This is a genomic window from Kitasatospora sp. NPDC004240 (assembly GCF_053603215.1).
The window spans coordinates 40,851-62,773 of record NZ_JBSGFD010000027.1 but is presented as its reverse complement, the minus strand read 5'-3'; the positions used below and the strand labels follow the sequence as shown (position 1 = coordinate 62,773).

Below are 21,923 nucleotides of genomic sequence, written 5' to 3'. Positions count from 1 at the left end.
GCTCCGTGTCACCGATCCGGTCCGCCAGCAGCGGCAGCATGCGGGCGCGCACGGAGGCGCACACGCCCTCCTCCCGGAGGTCCAGGAGTTCGCGGCCGTCGGGCGTGCCGCGGTCGCCCGGCCGCCCGGGGGCGCCGGGTATGCCGGGCGTACCGGGGTCGTCGGGGCCGCCGGGGCGTGCCTGCTCCGGGACCCGGGCACCGTCGGTCGTACGGGGATCACCGGCGCGGCCGGTGGCGCCGCCCTGTTCCTGCGTCACGATGGCCACCGGGGCATGCTCCCACGGCGGCCGGGCCGGCGGCGCGTGTCTTGTGGCCCGGGCCGGGCCCGCCGTCACTACCCTGCGTCCATGAGCGCGTGCGAAGACCTCACGGCGGCCCCCCCGGACCTCGCGCCGATCCCGCCCGAGGACGGCTGCGCCGACTGCCTCGCCCAGGGCCGCCGTGACTGGGTGCACCTGCGGCTCTGCCTGGACTGCGGCCACATCGGCTGCTGCGACTTCTCGCCGCAGCGGCACGCCGTGGCGCACTTCCACGCGACCTCGCACCCGGTGATCCGCTCGTACGAGCCGGGGGAGGACTGGCGCTGGTGCTACGTCCACGAGGTCATGGGCTGAGGGCCCGCGCGGCCACGGGACGGACCGGCTACGGGATGGGCCGGGCTGCGCGGAGGAGTACATCGGCTAAAATCCGGACATAACGCCCGTGCGGCCCTCCCGACCCGCGTCCGCGTGGCCGGTGACCGCCGAAGGGAGGTCGATGATGACCAAGCGCACGCCGAGCAGTACCAGCAAGCTGCGCCGGGGCACCCAGGACGTACTGGAGCGCCGGGGCATGGCGACGAGCGCCAAGTCGGTCCCGCCACGGCTGAGCGGCAACGCCCCGCCGGCCGGCAACGGGGCCCGCTCCGGCAGCGCCTTCCGGCACGGCGGCCGTGACGTCGCCACCACGACCATGCAATCGGCGCCGGCGATGCACACGGAGCTCAAGGGCCACCGCCACCGGGGCGCGGAGAAGCACTCGGCGCACTGAACCGGCCGGGGAGCCACGGGCGCTCCGACCGCGCATGCTCCGACCGCGCATGCTCCGACCATGGACGCTCCGACCAGGGGCGGGAGGCCCGCAGGGGGCCTCCCGCCCCTGACGCCTGCCCGGGGGCCTCCCGGGGTCGGCTCGGGGGTCTTTCGGGGGTGGTTCGGGGACGTTCCCGGATGGGCCGGGCACCGGGCGGCCGACAGACTCGACGACGGCACCACAGCGAAGTCCGTCCGTACGAGCCGATGTTGGAGCGAACCCCGTGAACACCCAGAAGCAGAGCCGTCGTTGGACCGTCCTCGCCGCCTCCGGCGCGCTGCTCGTCGCGATCGCGGCCGGTGCCACGACTCCGGCGCTGGCCTCCGACCGCCCTGCGGCGCCGGGGAGTTCGGCCACCGAGCGGGCGCTGCGGGCGGGCGCGCCGCTGGACCGCGCGGCCCTGGAGCGCACCCTCGCCGAGGTGCCGGGCGGCGCCATCACCGGCGCGCTGGCCCGGGTCGGCGGCCGGGGCGGCGCGTGGTCCGGCACGGCCGGCGAGAACGTCCCGGCGGACGCGCGGTTCCGGATCGGCTCGATCTCCAAGGTCTTCACCGCGACGGTCGTTTTGCAGCTCGCCGCCGAGGGCCGGATCGACCTGGACGGCACCGTCCAGCACTACCTGCCCGGGGTGCTGCCCGCCGACTACCCGCCCGTCACCGTCGGCCAGTTGCTCGACCACACCAGCGGGCTGCCCGCCGGCGCCGGCACCTCGGGGGACGGCACCGAGCGCTGGTTCGCCGAGCACCGCGCCGACTCCTGGACGCCCGCCCAGGTGGTCGCCGCCGCGACGGGCCGGCCGATGGGCTTCGCGCCCGGCACCGCGCAGCAGTACAACGGGATCAACACCTTCGTCGCCGGGATGGTCATCGAGAAGGTCACCGGCCGGAACTTCGCCGAGGAGGTGCAGCGGCGGATCGCCCGCCCGCTCGGCCTGCGCGACACCTACGTCCCGGCCGCCGGGGACCTCACCCTGCGCGGCCCGCACACCACCGGCCACCTGGACGTCCCCGGCGCGCCGGGCGAGCCCGCCACCCGGGTGGACGTCACCGAGCAGAGCCCCTGGCCGTGGGCCGAGGGCGGCATGGTCTCCTCCGCCGCCGACCTGGAGCGCTTCCTGAACGCCCTGGTGCGCGGACGCCTGCTGCCGCCGGCCCAGCAGGCCGAGCTGTTCGCCGTCCCCGATGTACCCAACCTGCGGAACAAGAACTGCGAGATCGGCCCGACCGCCGGCCGGGCCTGCTTCAGCAAGGGGCTGATGCGCGCCACCCTGCCCAACGGCACCGTGGTCTGGGGCAAGACCGGCTCCCGGCCCGGCTACACCAGCGGGATCTTCGCCACCCGCGACCTCGGCCGCACCCTCGTCTACTCGATCAACCCGACCGGTCTGCAGGGCGCCGAGTTCGAGAAGGTGTGGGAGATCGTGACCACCTCCTTCGGCTCGGGCCAGAAGTACTGATCCGGGGCGCGGCCGTCGGTGCCCTGCGGTACGTTGCGGGTGATCGTTGGCGACACGGCGTGGGGGCGCGCGATGACCGACCTGGTGACCGACGGGCCCGTCGAGGTCCAGTTGGAGAGGTTCCGCACCGAGCTCACGGGTTACTGCTACCGGATGCTCGGTTCGGTGTTCGAGGCCGAGGACGCGGTGCAGGAGACGATGGTCCGCGCCTGGCGCGGGCACAAGGGCTTCGAAGGGCGCTCCGCGCTGCGCTCCTGGCTCTACCGGATCGCCACCAACGTCTGCATGGACGCCCTCAACGGCCGCAACCGCCGGGCCCGCCCGATGGACCTGGCCGGCCCGTCCACCGTCGCCACCGCGACCCTGGCCGAGCTGCCCGAGGTCAACTGGATCGGCCCGGCCCCCGACGGCCGGGTGCTGTCCGCGACGGGCGACCCGGCCGAGGTGGCCGCCCAGCGGGACTCGGTGCGCCTCGCCTTCGTCGCCGTCCTCCAGCGTCTGGCGCCCAAGCAGCGGGCCGTGCTGATCCTGCGCGAGGTGCTCGGCTGGCGGGCCGACGAGGCCGCCGAACTGCTCGGCGTCACCGTGGCCTCGGTCAACAGCGCCCTCCAGCGGGCGCGCGCGGTGCTCGCCGCCGACGCCCCGGCCGGCCGTCCGGCGCCGGTGCTCGACGACGCGCACCGCGACCTGCTCGCCCGCTACGTCTCGGCCTTCGAGGCGTACGACATGGACGGGCTGGCCGCCCTGCTGCACGAGGACGCCACGCTCAACATGCCGCCGTACGAGCTGTGGCTGCGCGGGCACGGGTCCATCCGGGACTGGATGCTCGGGCCGGGCGCAGGCTGCCGGGGGTCCCGGCTGGTCCCGGTGGAGGCCAACGGCGGTCCGGCCTTCGGGCAGTACCGGCCGAGCCCGGAGGGCGGGCACACGCCCTGGGCGCTGATCGTGCTGGAGGTGTCAGGAGGGCGCATCACCGGGCTCACCAACTTCCTCGACACCGACACGCTGTTCCCGCTGTTCGGGCTGCCGGAGCGGCTCGACGGGTAGCACCCCGGCCAGTCCGGTCAGCGCGAGCAGCCCGCGCAGGTGCTCGTCGGCGCCGTGCAGGCGCAGCTCCAGGCCGTGCCGCCGTACGGCCAGCCGGAGCCTGGCCAGGGCGTCGATCACGGGCAGGTCGGGATGGATGAGGGCGCTGACGTCACAGATCAGCGCGGCGGGCGGGGCGGGCGTGCCGGCTCGGGTCTTCTCCATACGGGTTCAGACCGTTCCCGGGGCGCCCGGTCATCGGCGCGGGGCGGACTTCTCCCGGCACCGCCCTCGTACGTCGCCCCTCGTACGCCGCCCCGCGCCCCGGCGGTCAGGCCCGCAGCGGCAGGCGGAAGCGGCGGCCGGGGCCGTCGGGGAGCTCGACGTCCGCCTCCGGCGTGAAGCCGGTGCGGCGCAGGACGGCCAGGGAGGCCCGGTTGTCGAGCCGCGCGGACGCGGTGAGGTGCGAGAGCCCGTACCCGGCGGCGGCCAGCCGGGCCACCTCGGTGACCGCGGCGGTGGCGAGGCCGCGGCCGGTGAAGCGTTCGCCGATGCGGTAGCCGAGGTCGGCGCCGCCGTCGGCCACGTCCACCAGGTTGATCCGGCCCGCGAGTTCGCCGTGCTCGTCGAGCACGAGGTGGAAGTGGCAGAGGCCGGTGTCCTGTTCGGCCAGCAGCGCGCGGTGCCGCTCGGTGAAGCCGGTGAAGTAGGCGTCCCCGCGGTCCGGCACCGAGCGGGCGAAGAATGCCCGGTTCTCCCGCTCGAAGGCCAGCAGGGCGTCCGCGTGGTCGGCGCGCAGCCGTTCCAGTCCCACCATGGGCGGAAGCTTAGGGCTCGGGCGTGCAGAATGGGCGGGGTGGGTGCTCCCGGGAGACGTGGAGGAGGCGGACGGTGGATGCCGAGCCATTGAGGTCGCGCGCGGAGTGGCTGGCCTCGCTGCCCCGGATCTACGCGGCGGCGGGCGGTGTGCTGCGCGACGCGTCCGGACGGATCCTGATCGTGAAGGCCGGCTACCGCGAGCACTGGCAATTCCCGGGCGGGACGATCGACCTCGGCGAGGGCCCGGCCGAGTGCGCGAAGCGGGAGCTGGAGGAGGAGACCGGGATCGTCCGCGAGCCGGGCGACCTGCTGGCGATCTCCTGGACCCACCCGTCCGGTGAACTCGACCACCCCGCGCAGCACTTCCTGTTCGACCTGGGCACCGTCCCGGACGGCACCCCGGTGGTCGTGCCGGCCGGTGAGCTGGACGACTACCGCTGGGTCACCGACGCCGAGGCGCTGGAACTCCTCGGCCCCGCCCGCTCCCTGCGGCTGCGCGCGGCGATCGAGGCGGCCGGTGACGGCCGGGTCAGGATCATCACCACCCACGTGTCCGGGTTCTGACGGACCGACGGGCTCCCGGGCGGCCGTCCCGGGGCCCGGCGGGTACTGCGGGGCCTGCTGTCCGGCGGGGCCTACTGTTCGGCGCCGGCCGCGATGTAGGCGGCGACGGCCTCGGCGGTGAAGGTCTCCGCCTCGGTCTTGTCCACGTTCAGGTCGGCCAGGACGCCGGCGCCGTTCTCCAACTCCAGCAGCGCGAGCAGGATGTGCTCGGTGCCGACGTAGTTGTGGCCCAGCTTGAGGGCCTCGCGGAAGGTGAGTTCGAGGGCCTTCTTGCCCTGGGCGTCGTACGGGATGAGGCCCGGGACCTCGGCGGCGGGTGCCGGCAGGGCCGCGGCCGCCGCGGCGCGCACGGCCTCCGGGGTGATGCCCTGGGCGGCGAGCGTCTTGACGGCCAGCCCCTCGGGCTCCGCGAGCAGCCCCAGCACCAGGTGCTCGGGCCGGATCTCGTCGTTGCCGGCCGCGCGGGCCTCCTCCTGCGAGGCCATCACGACGTGGCGGGCCCGCGTGGTGAAGCGGTTGAAGCCCTGGCTGGGGTCGAGGTCGGTGGGCCGGCCCGGGTCCTTGGGGACGAAGCGCTTCTGGGCGGCCTGCTTGGTGACGCCCATGCTGCGGCCGATGTCGGTCCAGGAGGCGCCGGAGCGGCGGGCCTGGTCGACGAAGTGGCCGATCAGGTGATCGGCCAGTTCGCCCAGGTGGTCGGCGGCGATCACCGCGTCGGAGAGCTGGTCGAGCGCGTCGGTGTGCACCGTCTTGATCGCGTCGATCAGGTCGTCGAGGCGCAGCGGCGTGGTCTTCGGAACGCTGGGATTCTCCATGCGTCAACCGTAGGTTGTCGATACGGGATCGTCAACCTACGGTTGTCGCTTCTTCGAGTTGGGGCGCCTCGCCTGGTCGGCGATCGCTCAGTCGCGCCGCTCCCACACGTACGCCGCCGAGACCGGGTGGCTGCGGTACTTCTCCCACTTGGGCTTCAGCGCGATCCAGTCCTCGTCCACCACCGCCTCGGCCATCTCGACCAGCGTCCAGCCAGCCGCCAGCCCGGCGCTCAGGTGGTCGCTGACCAGGTGGACGTGGGTGGTGATGGCGATGTCCGAGCCGTCCGCGCCGGTGAAGTGGGTCGGCATGCCGGCCGCCATGATGAAGTACGGGTGCAGGCCCACCAGGACGAAGCGGCCGCCGGGCCGGACCAGCCGCAGCGCCTCCCGGTAGAGCGGGCCGAGGTCCGCCAGGTGCTCGTCGATCAGCGAGGAGACCGCCAGGTCGTACGTGCCGCCGGGCAGGCCGGTGGCGGCCACGTCCGCCTCGGTCAGGGAGTCGTGGACGCCCTTGTCGCGGGCCACGGCCAGCATCTCGGGCGTGAGGTCCACGCCGTCCAGGACCAGCCCCCCGGAGGCCCGCCCGCGCAGCCAGGCACCGGTGCGGCCGGTGCCGCAGCCCAGGTCGGCGGCGCGGGTGACCCGTGACCAGTCGGGAGTGGTGAGCCGGTCGAGGACCGCCAGGTCCATCGCGTCCTCGACGGTCCGTTCGTAGGTCTCCACCCACTGTGCGTAGCCGGTGCGGACGTCCACCACGGGGTAGCCCCGGGTGTCGAAATCGGAGAAGTCGACCATGGCGGCCAGTATTGCGACTCGGCCGCTCGCGGGCGAAGCATTTAATCCGGGCACCGGCGGGCGGCCCCGGCGGGGCTCAGAACGTCAGCTTGAACCCGTCGTGGCTGCGCGCGAAGCCCAGCGAGGCGTAGAAGCGGTGCGCCTCGGTGCGGCGCTTGTCGCTGGTGAGCTGGACCAGGGTGCAGCCGCGCTCCCGGGCCCGGCCGATCGCCCGCTCCAGCAGGTCGCGGCCCAGCCCGGCGCCCCGCCGGTCGGCGCGCACCCGGACGCCCTCGATCAGCGCGCGCTCCTGGCCGTGCCGCCCGAGGCCGGGGACGTAGGTGAGCTGGAGGTAGCCGAGCACCGTGCCGTCGCCCTCGTCGAGCACCAGCATCTCGTTGCGGGGATCGGCGTCCACGTCGGCGAAGGCGCGGGCGTAGGACTCGTCGACCCGGACCGCCGCCGGGTCGGTCACACCCCGCTCGTCGGTCAGCAGCGCGATGATGGCGGGCAGGTCGCGGGCCTCCGCGGTTCTGAAGATCACGTGGGGAGTGTGGCAGGGGGGCCCGAGGGGGCACCCGCCGCCCGCGCGCCCGGCCGAGCAGGCGGGCGGGCGGTCAGCCGAGCAGGCGGGCGCGGACGGCGGCGAGGTCGGCCGGGTCGACGCCGGCGGCCAGCAGGTAGCCGGCCGGCGCGAAGCCGTCCAGCGCCGCGTACAGGGCCTCCTCGGCGGTCGTACCGGCCTCGGCGAGCACCGCGTCGATCCGTGCGTGCTGGTCGGGCAGGCCCAGCATGCCGTACAGCGGGCGGACGTTGGGCGCGCTGAGCAGGTAGTCGGCGACGATCGCGGACGGCTCGACGCCGGCGAGCGAGAGCAGCAGCAGCGCGGCCAGCCCGGTGCGGTCGCGCCCGGCTCCGCAGTGCACCACCACGCCGCCGTCGCCGGCCCGGGCGACCGCGGTGACCAGCGCGGCGGCGGCGTGCGGGCAGTGGTCGAGGTACGGGCGCAGCGCGAGCGGGGTGCCGTCGAAGTGGCCGTAGCGGTGCCACCACCGGTCGCCGGCCAGCTGGTCGAGCGGCACCCGGATCAGCTCGACGCCGTCGCGCGGCGCCAGCAGCGGCTTGTACTCGGCGGGGTCGCGCAGGTCGACGACGGTGCGCACGCCGTGGTCGAGGAGGGTGTCCCAGCCCTCGGCGGTCAGCCGGTCGAGGTTGTCGGCCCGTGTGACCGCCCCCCGGAGGGTGCGTCGGCCGTCGGTGGTGGGCAGCCCGCCGAGGTCGCGTACGTTGAGGCAGCCGTCCCAGACCAGCGTGCGGTCCTCGACGGCGGTGGTCAGCGTGTGCGTGCGGCTCATTGCGGCTCCCCGATTTCCCGGGGGTCCCGTTACCCCCTCGTTATCAGGACTCCCGGGTAACCCGGAAGGTTCCGGTTCGTCGCGGAGAGTCCGAAAAGACCGTCACCCGGGCCCCACGGCTCCCGTCCGAGGGTGTGGAGGCGGGCCCCGGCCGAGGGTGAGGGGCGGCCCCCGGCAGACCGCGGTTCGCCCACCGACCGCCGTGGCCGGGCGGCCCGGTCCGGGGCCGGGGTCGAGTGGCAGTGACTGCCAGCACATCGGCCCCGCCCGACCTGGGCCTTCGTCCTCGCGCAAGCCCGGCCCCGGGGGCCCCGCCGATGCCGCATGATGTGGCGGGTGCAGAGTGCAGAGCGCCCGGCAGCGGGCACCGACAGCGCCGTCGGCCGGCCCGGAGGGATTCCGCGGACCGGCCCGCCGCCCGAAGGGGCGGCTCCACGAGCGACAGCAGAGCCCGGCGACCTGTCGGCGGCCGTGCGGGCAGCACAGGCCGGCGACGAGGAGGCGTTCCGGACCCTGTTCCGGGCCGTCCAGCCCGGCCTGCTGCGTTACCTGCGGGTCCTGGTGGGCGGACGGCCGGAGGACGCCCAGGACGCGGAGGACATCGCCTCCGAGGCCTGGTTGCAGATCGCCCGCGACCTGGGCACCTTCTCCGGCGACGGGGACGGCTTCCGGGGCTGGGCCGCCACTGTGGCCCGCAACCGCGCGATGGACCACCTGCGGGCCCGGCGCCGGCGCCCGGTGGCGGACCTCCCCTTCGAGTACCTGGCCGAACTGGCCGCCGGTGACGACACCGCCCGCTCCGCGCTGACCACGGTCGGCACCTCGGACGCCCTGGCGCTGATCTCCCGGCTGCCCCGTGACCAGGCCGAGGCGGTGCTGCTGCGGGTGGTGCTGGGGCTGGACGCCGAGAGCGCGGCCGGGGTGCTCGGCAAGCGCGCGGGCGCGGTGCGGATGGCCGCCCACCGGGGGCTGCGCGGCCTCGCCAAGCTTCTGGAGCGCACCGGCTTCGACCGCTCCGGCGGGGGCGGGATCCCCGCCCAGGCGACCGGGGAGGGTGCCGAGACCGGCCGCGAAACCGGACGTAAGGGGACAAGACGACCCGGGGGCGGATCCGCGCACGGATCCGCGAAAAAAAATTCTCCGCAGGGTGTGACAGACCGCCGGGCCGCGACGCTGAAGGACATGAGATGAGCACCAACCGATCCCGTCGGATCGACCGTGACACGGCCGAGCAGCTGCTCGGCGGTGCCGTGGCCGGTACGCCGGCCGGCCCGGACGCCCACCTCACCGCAGACGCCCGCCCGGCCGGACCGGTCGGCGGCGCCGGACACGAGGGCCTGGCCCGCGTACTGGCCGCCGCCGCGGCCCCGGCGACGGAGGGCGAGCTGGCCGGTGAGGAGGCGGCCCTGGCCGCGTTCCGGTCGGTCCGTCTCGCCCCCGCACCAACCGTGACCGAACCCGTCCGGAGACGATCGATGGCGACCGCCGCGCTGGCCCGGGCCTCCAAGGCCCTGAGCACGAAGGCCGCTGCCGCCGTGCTCGCCGCCACCGCGCTCGGCGGCGTCGCGGTCGCGGCCGGCACCGGGAACCTGCCCTCGCCCCTGGGCGGCGGGCCGGAGCCGAGCCGTCCGGCCCTCGTGCCGGGCACCCTCGGCGGCCCGTCCGCCGGCTCCGGCACGGCCGGCGGCTCCCGCACCACCGGACCGTCCTCCGGCGGGCCGTCCGCCGGGGGCGCCGCGTCCCCGGCGGCGACCGGGAACACGGGCCACCCGGTGGACCCGGCGCTGGTCGCGCTCTGCCGGACCTTCGCCGACCGCGCGGGCAAGGGCGAACGCCCGCACGCGCTGGCCGGCGAGGGGAAGTTCGGGCCGCTGGTCGACGCGGCGGGCGGGCCCGACAAGGTGGAGGGCTACTGCGGGGCCGTCCTCGCGCGGGCGGGTGACGACGACCGCCAGGGCGCCTCCCCGCAACCCCATGCCTCGGGCGGCAACGCCAACAGCGGCGGGAACGCCAACAGCGGTGGCAACGCCGGTGGAGGCAACGCCAACAGCGGTGGGAACACAGGCAACAACGCCAACAGCGGTGGCACCGCCAACCGGGGCACCCCCGCCCCGAGCGAGAAACCGAAGACCGACCGCAGTGCCAAGCCGACCGGTACGGCCGCCGAACGCACCGCGGAGGAATCGTCACCCAAGAGGTGACCCCGAAACTCCGGACGGACGGCGGGCGAATCCCCCCGGGCCCGTCGTCCGTCCGGACTGCACCACCTGCACCACCGGCAGTACCCCGCAGTACCAGCACCACCCACCCGAGACTCCGGGTGGCCGGTCGGCTCCCCCGTGCCCGCCGTCCACCCGGCCCCGGCCCCGGCCGGACCGGTAGCAGGCGCACCCCGGACGCGCCCGCCGGTCCGGCCGGGACCGGACACCGACGGCCCGCCCGCCCCTCACCCGGGCGGGCCGTACCGCACGACCAGACCTGGACCAGCCGTGACCGTGAGCGAACGCCACCACGATCCGGCGGCCGGGGATCCGCTGCCCGGTTCCCCGTCCGCCCCCCTCGCCTGGCCGGGCCCCGACACCGTTCCGGCGTACTCCGCCGGAACGGGGTCCTGGGGCCCGGCCGGGGAGACCTTGGCCGACGCCACCGCCACCCTGCCGGTCACGGACGCCCACGCCGAGGCGTTCGACGCGGCCTACGCCGAGGCCGGCGGCTGGTACCCCGGGGCCGACGCCCCGGACGTCCCCGCCGCCGACGCCGGGCCCGAGGAGGCCGACACCGCCCCGCCGGTGTTCGTCGACTCCTCCGGCCGCCGCCAGCGCCGGGTGCGCAGGCTGGGCCTGGTGCTCGCCGTCCCGGCGGCCGGGTACCTCGTCCTGCTGGCCAGCACGGTGCTCGGCGGTCCCACCGTGAGCGCTCCCTTCCTGCCGCTGCCGCAGCCCGCCCCCAGCGCGCCCGCGCCCGAGGCACCCGCGCCGCTGCCGGGGATCACCGGCACCGCCGGACCGGACAGTGCGCAGGACGAGCCGGCCGCCCCGGCCGCCACCCACCGGCCCGACCAGGCGCAGGCCGGGGCGCCCTCACCGGCCGCGACCACCGCCCGGCCCACCCAGGCCGGGCCGCCGACCGCCGTCCCCACCCCGGGCAACGGCAACGGGAACGGCAACGCGACCCCCGGCCACGGCCGGCCCACCGACCCGCCGGGCAACTCCGGCAACAAGCCGACCAAGCCCACCGCGTAGGCCGCCGACTCCGCCCGTACCCGTTCCGTCCCGCCGCCGTCAGCCCTGAACCCCCGCCGAGGCCGTCCTGTGAGCGCATCCCGCCGTCGCCGTGCCCCGGCACGCCCCACCCGCACCGCCGACCGTACGCCGGGCGGCCCGCGCGGCGAGCGCCGCGGCCGGCGCGGAGTCGTCCGCCAGGGCCCGGTGCGCACCCACTGGCTGCTGCTCACCGCCCTGCTGCTCACGCTCTCCGCCGCCCTGCTGCTCCAGGGCTACACCCAGCACCTGTACGACCACCGGCCCGACGCCACCGACGCCCCGGCCTCCTCCGGCACCGTCCCGGCCCAGGTCGCCGAGGGCGGTCCGGTGATCGACGCCTCCGGCCCGTCGCCGCGCACCGCCGCGCCCGCACCCGGCACCGTCGCGCTCACCTTCGACGACGGCCCCGACCCGCGCTGGACCGCCGAGGTCCTGGACACCCTGCGCCGCAACCAGGTGCGCGCCACCTTCTTCGTGGTGGGCACCGAGGTCGCCGCCCACCCCGAGCTGGTCCGCCGGATGATCGACGAGGGCCACCAGGTCGGCGTGCACACCTTCACCCACGCCGACCTCGGCCAGCTCCCCGAGTGGCGCCGCTCGCTGGAGCTGCGCGAGAGCCAGCTGGCCCTGGCCGGCGCCGCGGGCGTGACCAGCTCGCTGCTGCGCCCGCCGTACTCGTCCACCGCCCAGGGCCTGGACGACCCCGGCTGGGCCGCCGTCCAGCAGGCCGGGCGGGAGGGCTACCTCACCGTGCTCACCACGCTGGACAGCCAGGACTGGCGCCGCCCCGGCGTCGACCGGATCGTGGAGGCGGCCACCGCCGGCCGGGGCGACCAGGGCCAGATCGTGCTGCTGCACGACGCCGGCGGCAACCGCTGGGAGACCGTCGCGGCCCTCGACCGGCTGCTGCCCGAGCTCAAGGCCCGGGGCATGCGGTTCACCACCGTCAGCGAGTCGGTCGGCCTGCCCGACCCGGTCCACCCGGCGAGCGCCGCCGAGCACTGGCAGGGCCTGGCCCTGATCGGCGTGCTGTGGGCCGGCGACCGGACGCTGGCCGTGCTCGGCTGGCTGCTCTGGGCGGCCGGCGCGGTCGCCGTCCTGCGCGCCGTCGCCGTCCTGGTCGCCGCCCGCCGGCACAAGCGGCTGCGCCGCCGCGCCTGGGGCCCGCCGGTCACCGAACCGGTCAGCGTGATCGTGCCCGCCTACAACGAGACGGCCGGCATCGAGGCCGCCGTCCGCTCGCTGCTCGCCTCCGACCACCCGGTCGAGGTCATCGTGGTCGACGACGGCTCCACCGACGGCACCGCCGACCTGGTGGAATCGCTCGCCCTGCCGTACGTCAGGGTGATCCGGCAGGAGAACGCCGGCAAGCCCGCCGCCCTCAACACCGGCATCGCCGCCGCCCGCGCGGAGCTGCTGGTGATGGTCGACGGCGACACCGTCTTCGAGCCCGACGCCGTCCGGATGCTGGTGCAGCCCTTCGCCGACCCGGCGGTCGGCGCGGTCTCCGGCAACGCCAAGGTGGTCAACCGGGGTGGCCTGCTGGGCCGCTGGCAGCACATCGAGTACGTGGTCGGGTTCAACCTGGACCGCCGGCTCTTCGACCTCGCCGAGTGCATGCCCACCGTCCCCGGCGCGGTCGGCGCCTTCCGCCGCTCGGCCGTGCTCGCGGTCGGCGGGGTCGGCGAGGAGACCCTCGCCGAGGACACCGACCTCACCATGGCCCTGTGCCGCGACGGCTGGCGGGTCGTCTACGAGGAGAAGGCCAAGGCCTGGACCGAGGCGCCCGCCTCGCTCTCCGCGCTGTGGCGTCAGCGCTACCGCTGGTGCTACGGCACCCTCCAGGCGATGTGGAAGCACCGCGGCGCGCTGCGCCAGGGCGGCCAGGCGGGCAAGCTGGGCCGGCGCGGACTCGGCTACCTGCTGATGTTCCAGGTGCTGCTGCCGCTGCTCGCCCCGGTCGTGGACGTCTTCGCGCTGTACGGTCTGGTCTTCCTCGACCCGGTCCGGATCGTCGGCCTCTGGGCGGCGTTCCTGCTGGTCCAGGTCGGCATGGGCGTGTACGCGTTCCGGCTCGACCGCGAGCGGCTGGGGCCGCTGTGGTCGCTGCCGCTCCAGCAGTTCGTCTACCGCCAGCTGATGTACCTGGTGGTGATCCAGTCGGTGGTCACCGCGCTGGCCGGCTCCCGGCTGCGCTGGCAGCGGATGCAGCGCTACGGCTCGCTGCAGGTGCCGGTGGTGCCGGTGGTGACCGCCCCGGACGGGCCCGGGGACGCGGACGGCTATCGTGCACAGGTGCACGAGGCCGCCCAAAGCCCTGGGCGCCGCATGTGAGGGGAGCGGTTCCAGTGATCGGACGCGCGCTGAACGGCCGGTACGAGCTCGTCGAGATACTCGGCGTCGGCGGTATGGCGACGGTCTGGCGCGGCTTCGACCACGTGCTGGGCCGCCAGGTCGCCGTCAAGGTGCTCGACGGCGGCCTCGCCGACGACCCGCGCTTCGCCGAGCGCTTCGGCCAGGAGGCCCAGCACGCCGCGATGCTGGTCCACCCGCGGATCGTCACAGTCTTCGACTCCGGCGTCGACGAGGGCTCGCCGTACATCGTCATGGAGCTGGTGCAGGGGCAGTCGCTGGCCGCCCTGCTCGCCCGGCAGGGCGCGCTGCCCGTGGAACGGGCGATCGGCATCGCGGCGGCGGTCTGCGAGGGACTGGAGGTCGCGCACACCGCCGGGCTGGTCCACCGGGACGTCAAGCCGGGCAACATCATGATCACCGACGACGGGGGAGTGAAGGTCGTCGACTTCGGCATCGCCCGGGCCGGCTCCTCCGAGAACCTCACCCGGACCGCGATGGTGGTCGGCACGGCCGCCTACCTCTCGCCCGAGCAGGCCACCGCCGCCCCGCTCGACGCCCGCAGCGACCTCTACTCGGTCGGCTGCGTGCTGTACGAGATGCTCACCGGCGCGCAGCCGTTCGTCGCCGACAGCCCGGTGGAGATCGCCGCCAAACACGTCAACGAGCACCCGGTGCCGCCGTCCGTGGTCCGCCCGGGGCTGTCCGCCGCAGTCGACTCCGTGGTGCTGCGGCTGCTCGCCAAGAACCCCGGCCACCGGCCCGCCACCGCCGCCCACGCGCAGGCCCAGCTGGTCGCCACCGTGCCGGCCTCGGCCGTCCCCGACCGCACCAGCGAACTGCTCGCCGGCGCGGCCGCCCCCACCCAGATGCTGCCGCCGGTGCCCGCCGCGGTCTTCGTCGAGCCGCAGCGCACCAGCCTGCTCCCGCCGCTGCCCCCGACCGGGCCGCGCGGGTTCGACCGGGCCGGGTACGGCGGTCAGGACGGGAGCGGGTACGGCGGTCAGGACGGGAGCGGGTACGACCGTGGGTACGACGGGCCCGTCCGGGAGAGCCGGCGCAAGCCGCTGCTGCTCGGGGCGCTCGGCCTGGTCGGAATCGCCGGGGCCGCGGTGCTCGGCCTCACCGCCTTCGACGAGCCGCCCGCCGACGCCGCCGCGCCCCGGCCGAGCGCCACCGCCACCGCCGCGCCCGGCGCCACCCCGGCGGCGACGCCCACCGCCGCCGCGAGCACCCCGGCCGCGACGCCCACCGCGCCCGCGACCACCCCCGCCAACCCCAAGGACCCGGCCGCCGCCATCGCGGCCTTCCGGCAGACCGTCGCGCAGACCCAGCCCGCCAAGGATCAGGAACGCCACGCCGAGGTCGTCCGGATGCTCGGCGAGGCGATCGACCGCCTCAAGGACGACCAGCCCGAGGCCGCCGAACGGGAACTGCGCAACGCCCAACGCGTCGTCAAGGACCTCGCCAAGAAGCACGCCGTGGACGAGCGGACCGCCCAGGCCTGGCAGAACCGCCTCTCCACGCTGATCAACACCGTCGAGAAGTCCGCCGACCAGCACGACTGAGCGCTGGGCGTGGCTGAGTGCTGAGTGCTGGGCGCGGCTGAGCGCGGCCGTGCGGGTTCCGGGAAGCCCCGGCCGGCTGTCGGCGCGCCGGGGGAGAATCCCGGCATGACGATCACCGCGAAGGAGCTCAACCGGGCCACGCTCGCCCGTCAGCTGCTGCTCGGCCGGGAGCGCCTGGACGTCGGGCGGGCGCTGCGCCGGGTGGTCGCCGTGCAGGCGCAGCAGCCGGCGTCGCCGTACCTGGCACTGTGGAACCGGATCGAGGGCTTCGACCCGGCCGACCTGGACGCGGCGCTCGCCGACCGGTCGGCGGTCAGGTCCACGCTGATGCGGATCACCCTGCACCTGGTCCACGCCGACGACTACCGGGCCTTCCGCGAGGCCGTCGAACCGACGCTGCGCGGCTCCCGGATCGGCGACCCGCGGTTCACCGCCTCCGGTCTCACCCCGGACGACGCCCGCGCACTGCTGCCCGAGCTCCTCGCGTACGCCGACCGCCCGCGCGCCGCCGCCGAACTGGGCGACTGGCTGGAGCGGCGGCTCGGCGCGCCGGTGCCCGTGGCGGCGCAGCGGCTGCTGCGGCAGTACGCGCCGCTGTGGCACGCGCCCACCGGCGGCCCGTGGTCGTACGGGACCAGGACCTCGTACGTCGTGGCCGATCCGGAGCCCGAGCTGACCGCCGAGGCCGCCGCCGGGGCGTTGCCGACCCTGATCCGCCGCTACCTGGAGGGCTTCGGGCCCGCCTCGGTGGCGGACATGGCGCAGTTCGCCCTGGTCCAGCGGGCCCGGGTCAGGACGGCGGTCGAGTCGCTCGCCGACGGGCTGGAACGGCTGGAGGGCCCGGACGGCACGGTGCTGTACGACCTCCCCGGCGCACCGCGCCCGGACGGCGACACCCCGGCCCCGCCCCGGCTGATGGCGATGTGGGACAGCGTCCTGCTCGCCCACGCCGACCGCGGCCGCCTCACACCGCCCGCCTACCGCAAGTCGGTCACCCGGGTGAACGGCGACGTGCTGCCCACCCTGCTGGTCGACGGCCTGGTCGCCGGGGTCTGGCGGGTCGTCGACGGCGGCATCGAGGCGACCGCGTTCCACCCGCTGCCGGAGGCGGCCTGGGAGGGGCTCGCCGCCGAGGCCGGTTCGCTGGCGGCGCTCCTCGCCGACCGCGACCCGGCGGCCTACCGCCGCTACGACCACTGGTGGGCCAAGGGCGTGCCGGCCGCCGAGACGCGGCTGCTGGCGCCGATGTGACCGGTGCTCAGCCGTCGGGTGTCGCTGATGGGTACCGGGCTCAGCCGCCGGGTGCCGGGCCGGGCTCCGGCGGCGGGTCCGTGTCCTTGGCGGGCTGCTGCCGGGACACCCGTCGGGCGACGCCGCTGCGCAGCTGGTTGGTCAGGGTGCCGGCGGCGGCCGCCAGGAAGACGAAGTTGTAGACGATCTGGAGCATCACCACCAGCCGGGTGGACTGGGCGGCCGGGGTGATGTCCCCGTACCCGATGGTCGACATCGTGACCAGGGTGAAGTAGAGCGCGTCCAGCCGGGTTTCGAGGCCGTCGAACTCGCCCGGATGCGCGGCCAGGATGTAGTAGGTGGCCGCGAAGACCACCATCGAGAGGCAGATCAGGAACGCCAGCCACATGCCGGGCCGCCGGCCGGTGCCGGTCAGGATGTCGGCGATGCGCTTGAGCAGCAGGCCGGTCAGCAGGGTGAGCGCCGCCGCGAAGATCAGCCAGCTGAGCACCGGCCGGTCGTCGCCCAGGCTGCGCAGCGGGAGGGTGAAGTAACCGACCATCAGCAGCGCGACCAGGAGGAGGAGCCCGAGCCAGGTCCTCGGTAGGGGGCTTTCGCGCGGCGGTGGCGTGGCTGGGCTCACCTGCCCAGCCTGGGGCGCTCCGTCGGCCGCCGCCCGACGGGCTGGGCCGTTCGGGCGGCTTGTGCGGGGAGGGGACTCAGGCGGGCCGGGGGCTTGTGCGGGGAGGGGGCTCGTACGGGGAGGGGGGTGCGGGAGCGGGTTCCCGGGCGGGGCCTATGCGGAGGGGTGGGCCCCGGCGACCGCCGTCCGGCCGTGGGCGGCCTGGGCGGAGGCGTTCTCCTGGGCGGCCAGTCGCAGCGCGGCGAGCATGGCCTCGCCCAGGACGGTGCCCAGGACCACGCCCTCCACCCGGCCGTCGTTGTCGGCCCGGTCCACCACGGCGGCCACCTCGGCCCCGGCCAACTGCTCGGCGGCCGTGGCGTAGGCGTCGCTGAGCCGGAGCAGGTCCTCCTGGCCGAGGTCGCGCTGGGTCATCACCACCTGGGCGATGGCGTCCCGGGTCGGGCTGCACGTGTCCACCAGCCAGCCGCGCCGCTCGATCAGCTCGTCGGCGTACCGGCGGGCGTCCTGCCAGGCGGGCGACTCCCGGTCGGCGGTGACCGGCGGGACGATGGCGGTGTGGGCGGTGCCCAGCAGCCGGTGCAGCTCGATGCCGGGTTCGTCGATGGAGACGAGCACCTCGCGGGCGGCGGCGATGGAGAGCTTGCCGACCTCGACCAGCGCCCGGACCAGCTTCAGCCGGCGGACGTGGGTCTCCCCGTACTGGGCCTGGTTGGGGCTGGTCAGCTCACCGGCCGGGAGCAGGCCCTCGCGCAGGTAGTACTTGATGGTCGGGACGGGCACGCCGGTCCGGTTGCTCAGCTCTCCGATGCGCATGCGGTGGTCTCCTCCAGGTCCTCCTCCGGCAATATGGATAGCCTACCTCTCCACTTCCCGTCGGGTCGCCGGGAGTGTCCGGGCCCGCCGGGAGTGTCCGGGCCCGCCGGGTCAGCCGGCGGTCGTGCCCGGTCCCGGTTCGTCCAGGAACTCCAGCAGCGCCAGCACCGCCACCAGCGCCAACGCCAGACAGAGCGTCACCAGCACGGTCGGGTAGCTCCACAGCAGGAACGCCAGCGCCGCGCCGGCGACCGCCGCCCAGCCCAGCCAGACGTGCCAGCGGTGGACGAAGCGCCCGACCGGCCCGAGCCGAAGCCCCGCCCGTTCGGCGGTCTGCCGGACGGCGCCCAGCCCGGACTGCCACATGCCCCGGACCACCCCGGCCCGCCGCCCGCCTCCGCTGATCCAGGCGCCCAGTGCCACCAGCAGGCCGAGTGCGATCGTCACCCGGACGGCGGAGCGCAGGTAGCGGATCAGCGTGTCGTACACCACCAGGGCCGCGGGCCGGTCGATGCCGGTCGGCAGGTCGTCCAGGTAGACGGCGCGGAACACGGTGAGCCCGATCCCCAGCAGCAGCGCCCCGCCGGCCATGCCGAGGGCGACGGCGACGGTCGCCCGGCGGCGCCGTACGGCCAGCAGCACCCCGCCCACCGCACAGGCCACGGTCAGCACGGGCAGCCAGAGGCCGGCCAGGTCCAGCAGCCGGAACCCGGTCCGGACCCGGGGGACGGCGTCGGAGCGGAGCAGCGTGTACCGGGTGTGCACCTCGGGGATCTTCGAGGCGATCGCCAGCCCGTCGGCCACCATCCGGGCCTTGACCTCGGCGATCACCGGGGCGAGGTCGAGCATCACGGCGTCGCCCTCGATCCGGACGGCGCCGCCGTCCTCGCCGGTGGGCGACTCGGTGACCGCGGCGTGCGCCGAACGGTTGAGGTCGTCCCAGATGCCGGTGAACGCCTCGCTGTCCACCACCCGCTCGACCTGGTCGTGGACGAAGCCGGCGATGCCGCTGCCCAGCGCCTCGTCGAGGGTGCCCAGCAGGGAGTCCAGCAGGGGCCGCTCAGCGGGTGCGATGCCGTCGAGCAGCGAACCGACCGGGACGTACTTCATGACCTCCTCGGTCACCCGGTCGGTGACCGCGGCCCGGACCGCCGGGTCCCGGGCGAGCGGGGCCATGGTGGCCACGTACCGGTCGGTGTCGGTGATCTCGGAGTTCGTCCACACCGCCAGCAGGCTGAGCGGGGTGAGCAGGCAGGCCAGCACCACCAGCAGGACGGCGAACGGCGAGCGGACCCGGTGCTTGCGTGAGGTCGCGGCGGGCTTCCGGCTCGGCTCGCCGGCCGATCCGCCGGCCGACCTGCCGACCGGTTCTCGGGCCGGTTCGTTCCCGGGCGGGCCGCTGCTCGGCATCCGACGCTCCGTTCCTGGTGGTCCGGGTTCCTGGTGGTCCGGATCCCGCGGCCCGGACAGGGCGGTGCGAACCAGGAGACAACGGATCATCGGGGACGGCCAGTCGGGAACGCCGAAGCCCCCGGCTCCGCCGAACGGGGAACCGGGGGCTTCGGTGAGAGATCAGGCGGTGGTGGTGGACCGGGGGGTCTCGGCGCCCTTGGTGATGTTGGTCGGCGTCACGGCCGGACGCGGCTGCTCGGCGGCCGGCTGCTGGGGAGCGGCGGCGGCCGGCGCGGCGGCGGTGCTCTGCGCGGTACCCTCGGCCGGCGCGTCGTCCTCGCGCAGAGCCTTGGTCTCCGCCTTGAGGATACGCATCGACTTGCCGAGGCCGCGGGCCATCTCCGGAAGCTTCTTCGACCCGAACAGCAGGACAACGACCGCCAGCACCACGACGATGTGCCAGGGCTCAAGACCGTTACGCAGCATCCCTGGCCACCGGTCCCTTCTCATCTAGAGTCACAGGCGGGCAAAGCGCCCGACCTGGCCAGTATGCCTGCCAGTGACCGCGAACGTATACACCGGCCGGGAAACGCTGGTCAAAAACCAGGTGTTGTCAAGGCGGCGCAAGAACGAGAGTGGCGAGGGCCACGTTGCCCGGGCCCGGCACGCTCAGTTCGCGTACCCGACGAGCAGTCCGCAGAACACCAGTGCCATCAGGGCCACCCCCACCGCCAGCGCGGGCAGCATCGGCGTACGGGGCAACGGTTCGCCCAGTCGCATCGCGCGCTCGACGCGCTGCCACCGCCGGTACGCCGTCGCGCCGAGGAGCGCGCCGCCCAGCGCGCACACCACGGCCAGGGCCGCCCGCAGCGGGGCCGGGGCGACGCCGGGCGTCAGCTGGTCGACGGCGATGCCGCCGGCGAGCAGGCCCAGGGCGGTGCGGATCCAGGCCAGGAAGGTGCGCTCGTTGGCCAGGGAGAAGCGGTAGTCCGGCTCCTCGCCGACGCCGCGTGCGGCGTCCTCGGGTGACTCCCCGTCCGGGGGTGGGGCCGGGTCCGGTTGTGGCATCCGCACCGCCCTTCGCCGGATCGAGGCGCGTCTGCGACCGACCCTAGGGGTGTCAGGGAGGGGGCGCAGCTCCGGTGCGGGGGCGACGGGCCGTTGGGAATCTGTCAGCCGTCAGCCGTCAGCCGTCAGCCGTCAGCGGTCAACTGTCGGCTGCCGGCCGTCAGCGGTCAGTCGACATCTGTCGGCCGTCATCCGTCATCGGCTATCCGTCATCGGCTGACCGTCATCCGGCGAATGCCCGTTGCCATCCGTCATCCGTTATCCGCCGACCGTCAGCCGTCAGTCTTCCGCCGTCGAGCCGTCCAGAACGGCCGTGGCCCGCGCGAGCATTCGTCCGAGCAGCTCACGTTCCTCCGCGCTGTACGCCTCGTACAGTCGCCGTTCGACGGCCGCCGCCGCGGTGTCGGCCTCCGCCAGCAGCGTCTCGCCGTCCGCCGTCAGCCGGGTGACCAGCACCTGCGCGTGGTCGGGGGAGGGTCGACGCTCGATCAGGCCCCGGGACTCCAGGGTCTTCAGCACGGTCGTCATGCTCTGCGGCGTCACCAGGCAGAGCCGGGCCAGCTTGGCGCCCGAGATCCCCGACGCGAGCGAGAGCGTGAGCAGCGCCGCGTACTGCGGCACGGTGAGCCCGTACGGCCGCAGCACCCGGGTCTTCTCGGTCATGAGGGCCTGCTCGGCGCGCTTGACGGCGGCGCCCAGGCGCCAGCCGACGGCCTCGGTCAGCCTCTGCTCGGTGTCCACGCCCGAAGGCTAGCGGACTTGGCAAGAACCCGTATGTTGATCAATACTCTGATGGCCATCAGGATATTGATGGTTGTCTGGCCATGGGGATGGCCATGGCTCCGCGGTGATCCGCAGGGCCTCGTGAGCTTCGGAGGGGAACCGCATGCCGACCGTCACCACCGGCACCAGCGTCGTGAACTACCTGCGTACCGGGGAGGGCCCGGGCCTGGTCCTGGTGCACGGCACCGGCGCGGACGGGCCGGGCAACTGGGGGTCGCTGATCGAGGCGGTCGGCGACCGCTTCACCGTGGTCGCGCCGGACCTCTCCGGCAGCGGGGCCACGGTCGACGACGGCGGCCCGATCCGGGTCGAGGGGCTGGTGGGGCAGGTGCTCGCGGCCGCCGAGGACGCGGGGCTGACGGAGTTCCACGTGGTCGGGCACTCGCTCGGGGCGGTGGTCGCGCTGGCCGTCGCGGCCACCCGTCCGGAACGGGTGCGTTCGGTGATCGCGCACGCGCCGTGGGCCCGGACCGACGCGCATCTGGCCTTCCAGTTCGACCTGTGGACCAGGCTGCTCGACCAGGACCCGGAGCTGCTGGCCCGGCTGCTCCAGTTGACCGCGGTGTCGGAGGACACCCGGCGCTCGCGCGACGCCGCGGACTTCGCCGCCGCCACGGAGGGGTTCGCCGGGCTGCTGGCCGCAGCGGGGGAGGGGTTCGCCCGCCAGGCCCGCGCGGATGCCGAGGTCGACCTCACCGCACTGCTTCCGCGGGTCACGGCGCCCACGGTGATCCTCTCCGGGACGGACGACCGGATCGTGCCGCCGTACCACCAGCGCGAGGTGGCCCGACTCGTCCCGGGTGCCGAACTCGTGGACCTGCCGGGCGGTCACGCCCTGCCCTTCGAGGACCCGGACGCCTTCGCGGCCGCCATCGCGGGCCGGCTGGCGGCCGCCTGACACCGGGCCGGCCACCGTCGGGTCGGCG

24 protein-coding genes and 1 pseudogene are annotated in these 21,923 nt (G+C 75.1%); 12 read left to right on the top strand and 13 right to left on the bottom strand.

The genetic code is table 11. The features are described 5' to 3' along the window. Positions 1-268: pseudogene (locus ACWEQL_RS10330) on the bottom strand (hypothetical protein); the annotation flags it as partial. Between the two features lie 81 nt (positions 269-349). Between ACWEQL_RS10330 and ACWEQL_RS10325 the strand changes: the two are divergent. The 4 genes from ACWEQL_RS10325 to ACWEQL_RS10310 all read left to right on the top strand — a co-directional run bounded on the left by ACWEQL_RS10325 (position 350) and on the right by ACWEQL_RS10310 (position 3,576). Next, entirely contained in the window at positions 350-616 is a 267-nt protein-coding gene (locus tag ACWEQL_RS10325) for a UBP-type zinc finger domain-containing protein (protein WP_452149778.1), read from the top strand. Between the two features lie 142 nt (positions 617-758). After that, a complete protein-coding gene (locus tag ACWEQL_RS10320) occupies positions 759-1,031 on the top strand; it encodes a hypothetical protein (protein WP_452149777.1) in 273 nt (90 codons plus the stop codon). Positions 1,032-1,296: 265 nt separating this feature from the next. Then, on the top strand, positions 1,297-2,529 hold the full coding sequence (locus ACWEQL_RS10315; protein WP_452149776.1) for a serine hydrolase domain-containing protein: 1,233 nt from the start codon (positions 1,297-1,299) through the stop codon (positions 2,527-2,529). 72 nt (positions 2,530-2,601) lie between these two features. Beyond that, positions 2,602-3,576 (top strand): sigma-70 family RNA polymerase sigma factor, encoded by a 975-nt coding sequence (locus ACWEQL_RS10310; RefSeq protein WP_452149775.1) that lies wholly within the window; start codon positions 2,602-2,604, stop codon positions 3,574-3,576. Here the strand turns inward: ACWEQL_RS10310 and ACWEQL_RS10305 are convergent. Beyond that, the gene (locus tag ACWEQL_RS10305; protein WP_452149774.1) at positions 3,487-3,780 is read right to left on the bottom strand and encodes an STAS domain-containing protein; all 294 of its coding nucleotides are present in this window, start codon (positions 3,778-3,780) and stop codon (positions 3,487-3,489) included. The two genes, ACWEQL_RS10310 and ACWEQL_RS10305, sit on opposite strands and share 90 nt — an antisense overlap. Before the next feature lie 106 nt (positions 3,781-3,886). Further along, on the bottom strand, positions 3,887-4,372 hold the full coding sequence (locus ACWEQL_RS10300) for a GNAT family N-acetyltransferase (RefSeq protein WP_452149773.1): 486 nt from the start codon (positions 4,370-4,372) through the stop codon (positions 3,887-3,889). A gap of 74 nt (positions 4,373-4,446) precedes the next feature. On the opposite strand from ACWEQL_RS10300, the gene ACWEQL_RS10295 reads away from it, so the two are divergent. Further along, positions 4,447-4,938 (top strand): NUDIX domain-containing protein, encoded by a 492-nt coding sequence (locus tag ACWEQL_RS10295; protein ID WP_452149772.1) that lies wholly within the window; start codon positions 4,447-4,449, stop codon positions 4,936-4,938. Positions 4,939-5,009: 71 nt separating this feature from the next. Here the strand turns inward: ACWEQL_RS10295 and ACWEQL_RS10290 are convergent, their stop codons facing one another. From ACWEQL_RS10290 to ACWEQL_RS10275, 4 genes are all read right to left on the bottom strand, one after another. Continuing rightward, positions 5,010-5,753, bottom strand: a complete 744-nt coding sequence (locus tag ACWEQL_RS10290; RefSeq protein ID WP_452149771.1) for a Clp protease N-terminal domain-containing protein — start codon at positions 5,751-5,753, stop codon at positions 5,010-5,012. An 87-nt stretch (positions 5,754-5,840) separates the two neighbouring features. Next, positions 5,841-6,548 (bottom strand): class I SAM-dependent DNA methyltransferase, encoded by a 708-nt coding sequence (locus ACWEQL_RS10285; protein WP_452149770.1) that lies wholly within the window; start codon positions 6,546-6,548, stop codon positions 5,841-5,843. Positions 6,549-6,624: 76 nt separating this feature from the next. Continuing rightward, on the bottom strand, positions 6,625-7,071 hold the full coding sequence (locus ACWEQL_RS10280) for an N-acetyltransferase family protein (RefSeq protein ID WP_452149769.1): 447 nt from the start codon (positions 7,069-7,071) through the stop codon (positions 6,625-6,627). Positions 7,072-7,144: 73 nt separating this feature from the next. Further along, the gene (locus tag ACWEQL_RS10275) at positions 7,145-7,882 is read right to left on the bottom strand and encodes a tyrosine-protein phosphatase (protein WP_452149768.1); all 738 of its coding nucleotides are present in this window, start codon (positions 7,880-7,882) and stop codon (positions 7,145-7,147) included. Positions 7,883-8,206: 324 nt separating this feature from the next. Here ACWEQL_RS10275 and ACWEQL_RS10270 point away from each other — a divergent pair, with 324 nt between their 5' ends. From ACWEQL_RS10270 to ACWEQL_RS10245, 6 genes are all read left to right on the top strand, one after another. Continuing rightward, positions 8,207-9,073 carry an RNA polymerase sigma factor gene (locus ACWEQL_RS10270; RefSeq protein WP_452149767.1) on the top strand — a complete coding sequence of 289 codons (867 nt, stop codon included), beginning with the start codon at positions 8,207-8,209 and terminating at the stop codon, positions 9,071-9,073. Beyond that, positions 9,070-10,083: a hypothetical protein gene (locus ACWEQL_RS10265; protein WP_452149766.1), complete on the top strand. Its 1,014-nt coding sequence runs from the start codon at positions 9,070-9,072 to the stop codon at positions 10,081-10,083. The genes ACWEQL_RS10270 and ACWEQL_RS10265 overlap by 4 nt, the downstream gene beginning before the upstream one ends. 288 nt (positions 10,084-10,371) lie before the next feature. Beyond that, a complete protein-coding gene (locus tag ACWEQL_RS10260; RefSeq protein ID WP_452149765.1) occupies positions 10,372-11,124 on the top strand; it encodes a hypothetical protein in 753 nt (250 codons plus the stop codon). 69 nt (positions 11,125-11,193) lie between these two features. After that, complete coding sequence (locus tag ACWEQL_RS10255; protein ID WP_452149764.1) at positions 11,194-13,479, top strand: bifunctional polysaccharide deacetylase/glycosyltransferase family 2 protein; 2,286 nt, start codon at positions 11,194-11,196, stop codon at positions 13,477-13,479. A gap of 14 nt (positions 13,480-13,493) precedes the next feature. Then, complete coding sequence (locus ACWEQL_RS10250; protein ID WP_452149763.1) at positions 13,494-15,065, top strand: protein kinase domain-containing protein; 1,572 nt, start codon at positions 13,494-13,496, stop codon at positions 15,063-15,065. A 105-nt stretch (positions 15,066-15,170) separates the two neighbouring features. Continuing rightward, positions 15,171-16,316, top strand: a complete 1,146-nt coding sequence (locus ACWEQL_RS10245) for a winged helix DNA-binding domain-containing protein (RefSeq protein WP_452149762.1) — start codon at positions 15,171-15,173, stop codon at positions 16,314-16,316. Positions 16,317-16,356: 40 nt separating this feature from the next. Here ACWEQL_RS10245 and ACWEQL_RS10240 read toward each other — a convergent pair whose 3' ends face one another. The 6 genes from ACWEQL_RS10240 to ACWEQL_RS10215 all read right to left on the bottom strand — a co-directional run bounded on the left by ACWEQL_RS10240 (position 16,357) and on the right by ACWEQL_RS10215 (position 20,955). Then, positions 16,357-16,938 (bottom strand): potassium channel family protein, encoded by a 582-nt coding sequence (locus ACWEQL_RS10240; RefSeq protein ID WP_452149761.1) that lies wholly within the window; start codon positions 16,936-16,938, stop codon positions 16,357-16,359. Positions 16,939-17,091: 153 nt separating this feature from the next. Then, positions 17,092-17,754 carry a MerR family transcriptional regulator gene (locus tag ACWEQL_RS10235; RefSeq protein ID WP_452149760.1) on the bottom strand — a complete coding sequence of 221 codons (663 nt, stop codon included), beginning with the start codon at positions 17,752-17,754 and terminating at the stop codon, positions 17,092-17,094. A 111-nt stretch (positions 17,755-17,865) separates the two neighbouring features. Then, positions 17,866-19,164, bottom strand: coding sequence for a hypothetical protein (locus tag ACWEQL_RS10230; RefSeq protein ID WP_452149759.1), 1,299 nt, complete (start codon positions 19,162-19,164; stop codon positions 17,866-17,868). A gap of 162 nt (positions 19,165-19,326) precedes the next feature. Further along, positions 19,327-19,632, bottom strand: a complete 306-nt coding sequence (tatA, locus tag ACWEQL_RS10225) for a Sec-independent protein translocase subunit TatA (protein ID WP_452149758.1) — start codon at positions 19,630-19,632, stop codon at positions 19,327-19,329. 183 nt (positions 19,633-19,815) lie between these two features. Beyond that, positions 19,816-20,214 carry a YidH family protein gene (locus tag ACWEQL_RS10220; protein ID WP_452149757.1) on the bottom strand — a complete coding sequence of 133 codons (399 nt, stop codon included), beginning with the start codon at positions 20,212-20,214 and terminating at the stop codon, positions 19,816-19,818. A 279-nt stretch (positions 20,215-20,493) separates the two neighbouring features. Then, positions 20,494-20,955, bottom strand: a complete 462-nt coding sequence (locus ACWEQL_RS10215) for a MarR family winged helix-turn-helix transcriptional regulator (RefSeq protein WP_452149756.1) — start codon at positions 20,953-20,955, stop codon at positions 20,494-20,496. A 145-nt stretch (positions 20,956-21,100) separates the two neighbouring features. Between ACWEQL_RS10215 and ACWEQL_RS10210 the strand changes: the two genes are divergently transcribed. Further along, the gene (locus tag ACWEQL_RS10210) at positions 21,101-21,895 is read left to right on the top strand and encodes an alpha/beta fold hydrolase (RefSeq protein ID WP_452149755.1); all 795 of its coding nucleotides are present in this window, start codon (positions 21,101-21,103) and stop codon (positions 21,893-21,895) included. Positions 21,896-21,923: the final 28 nt, after the last annotated feature.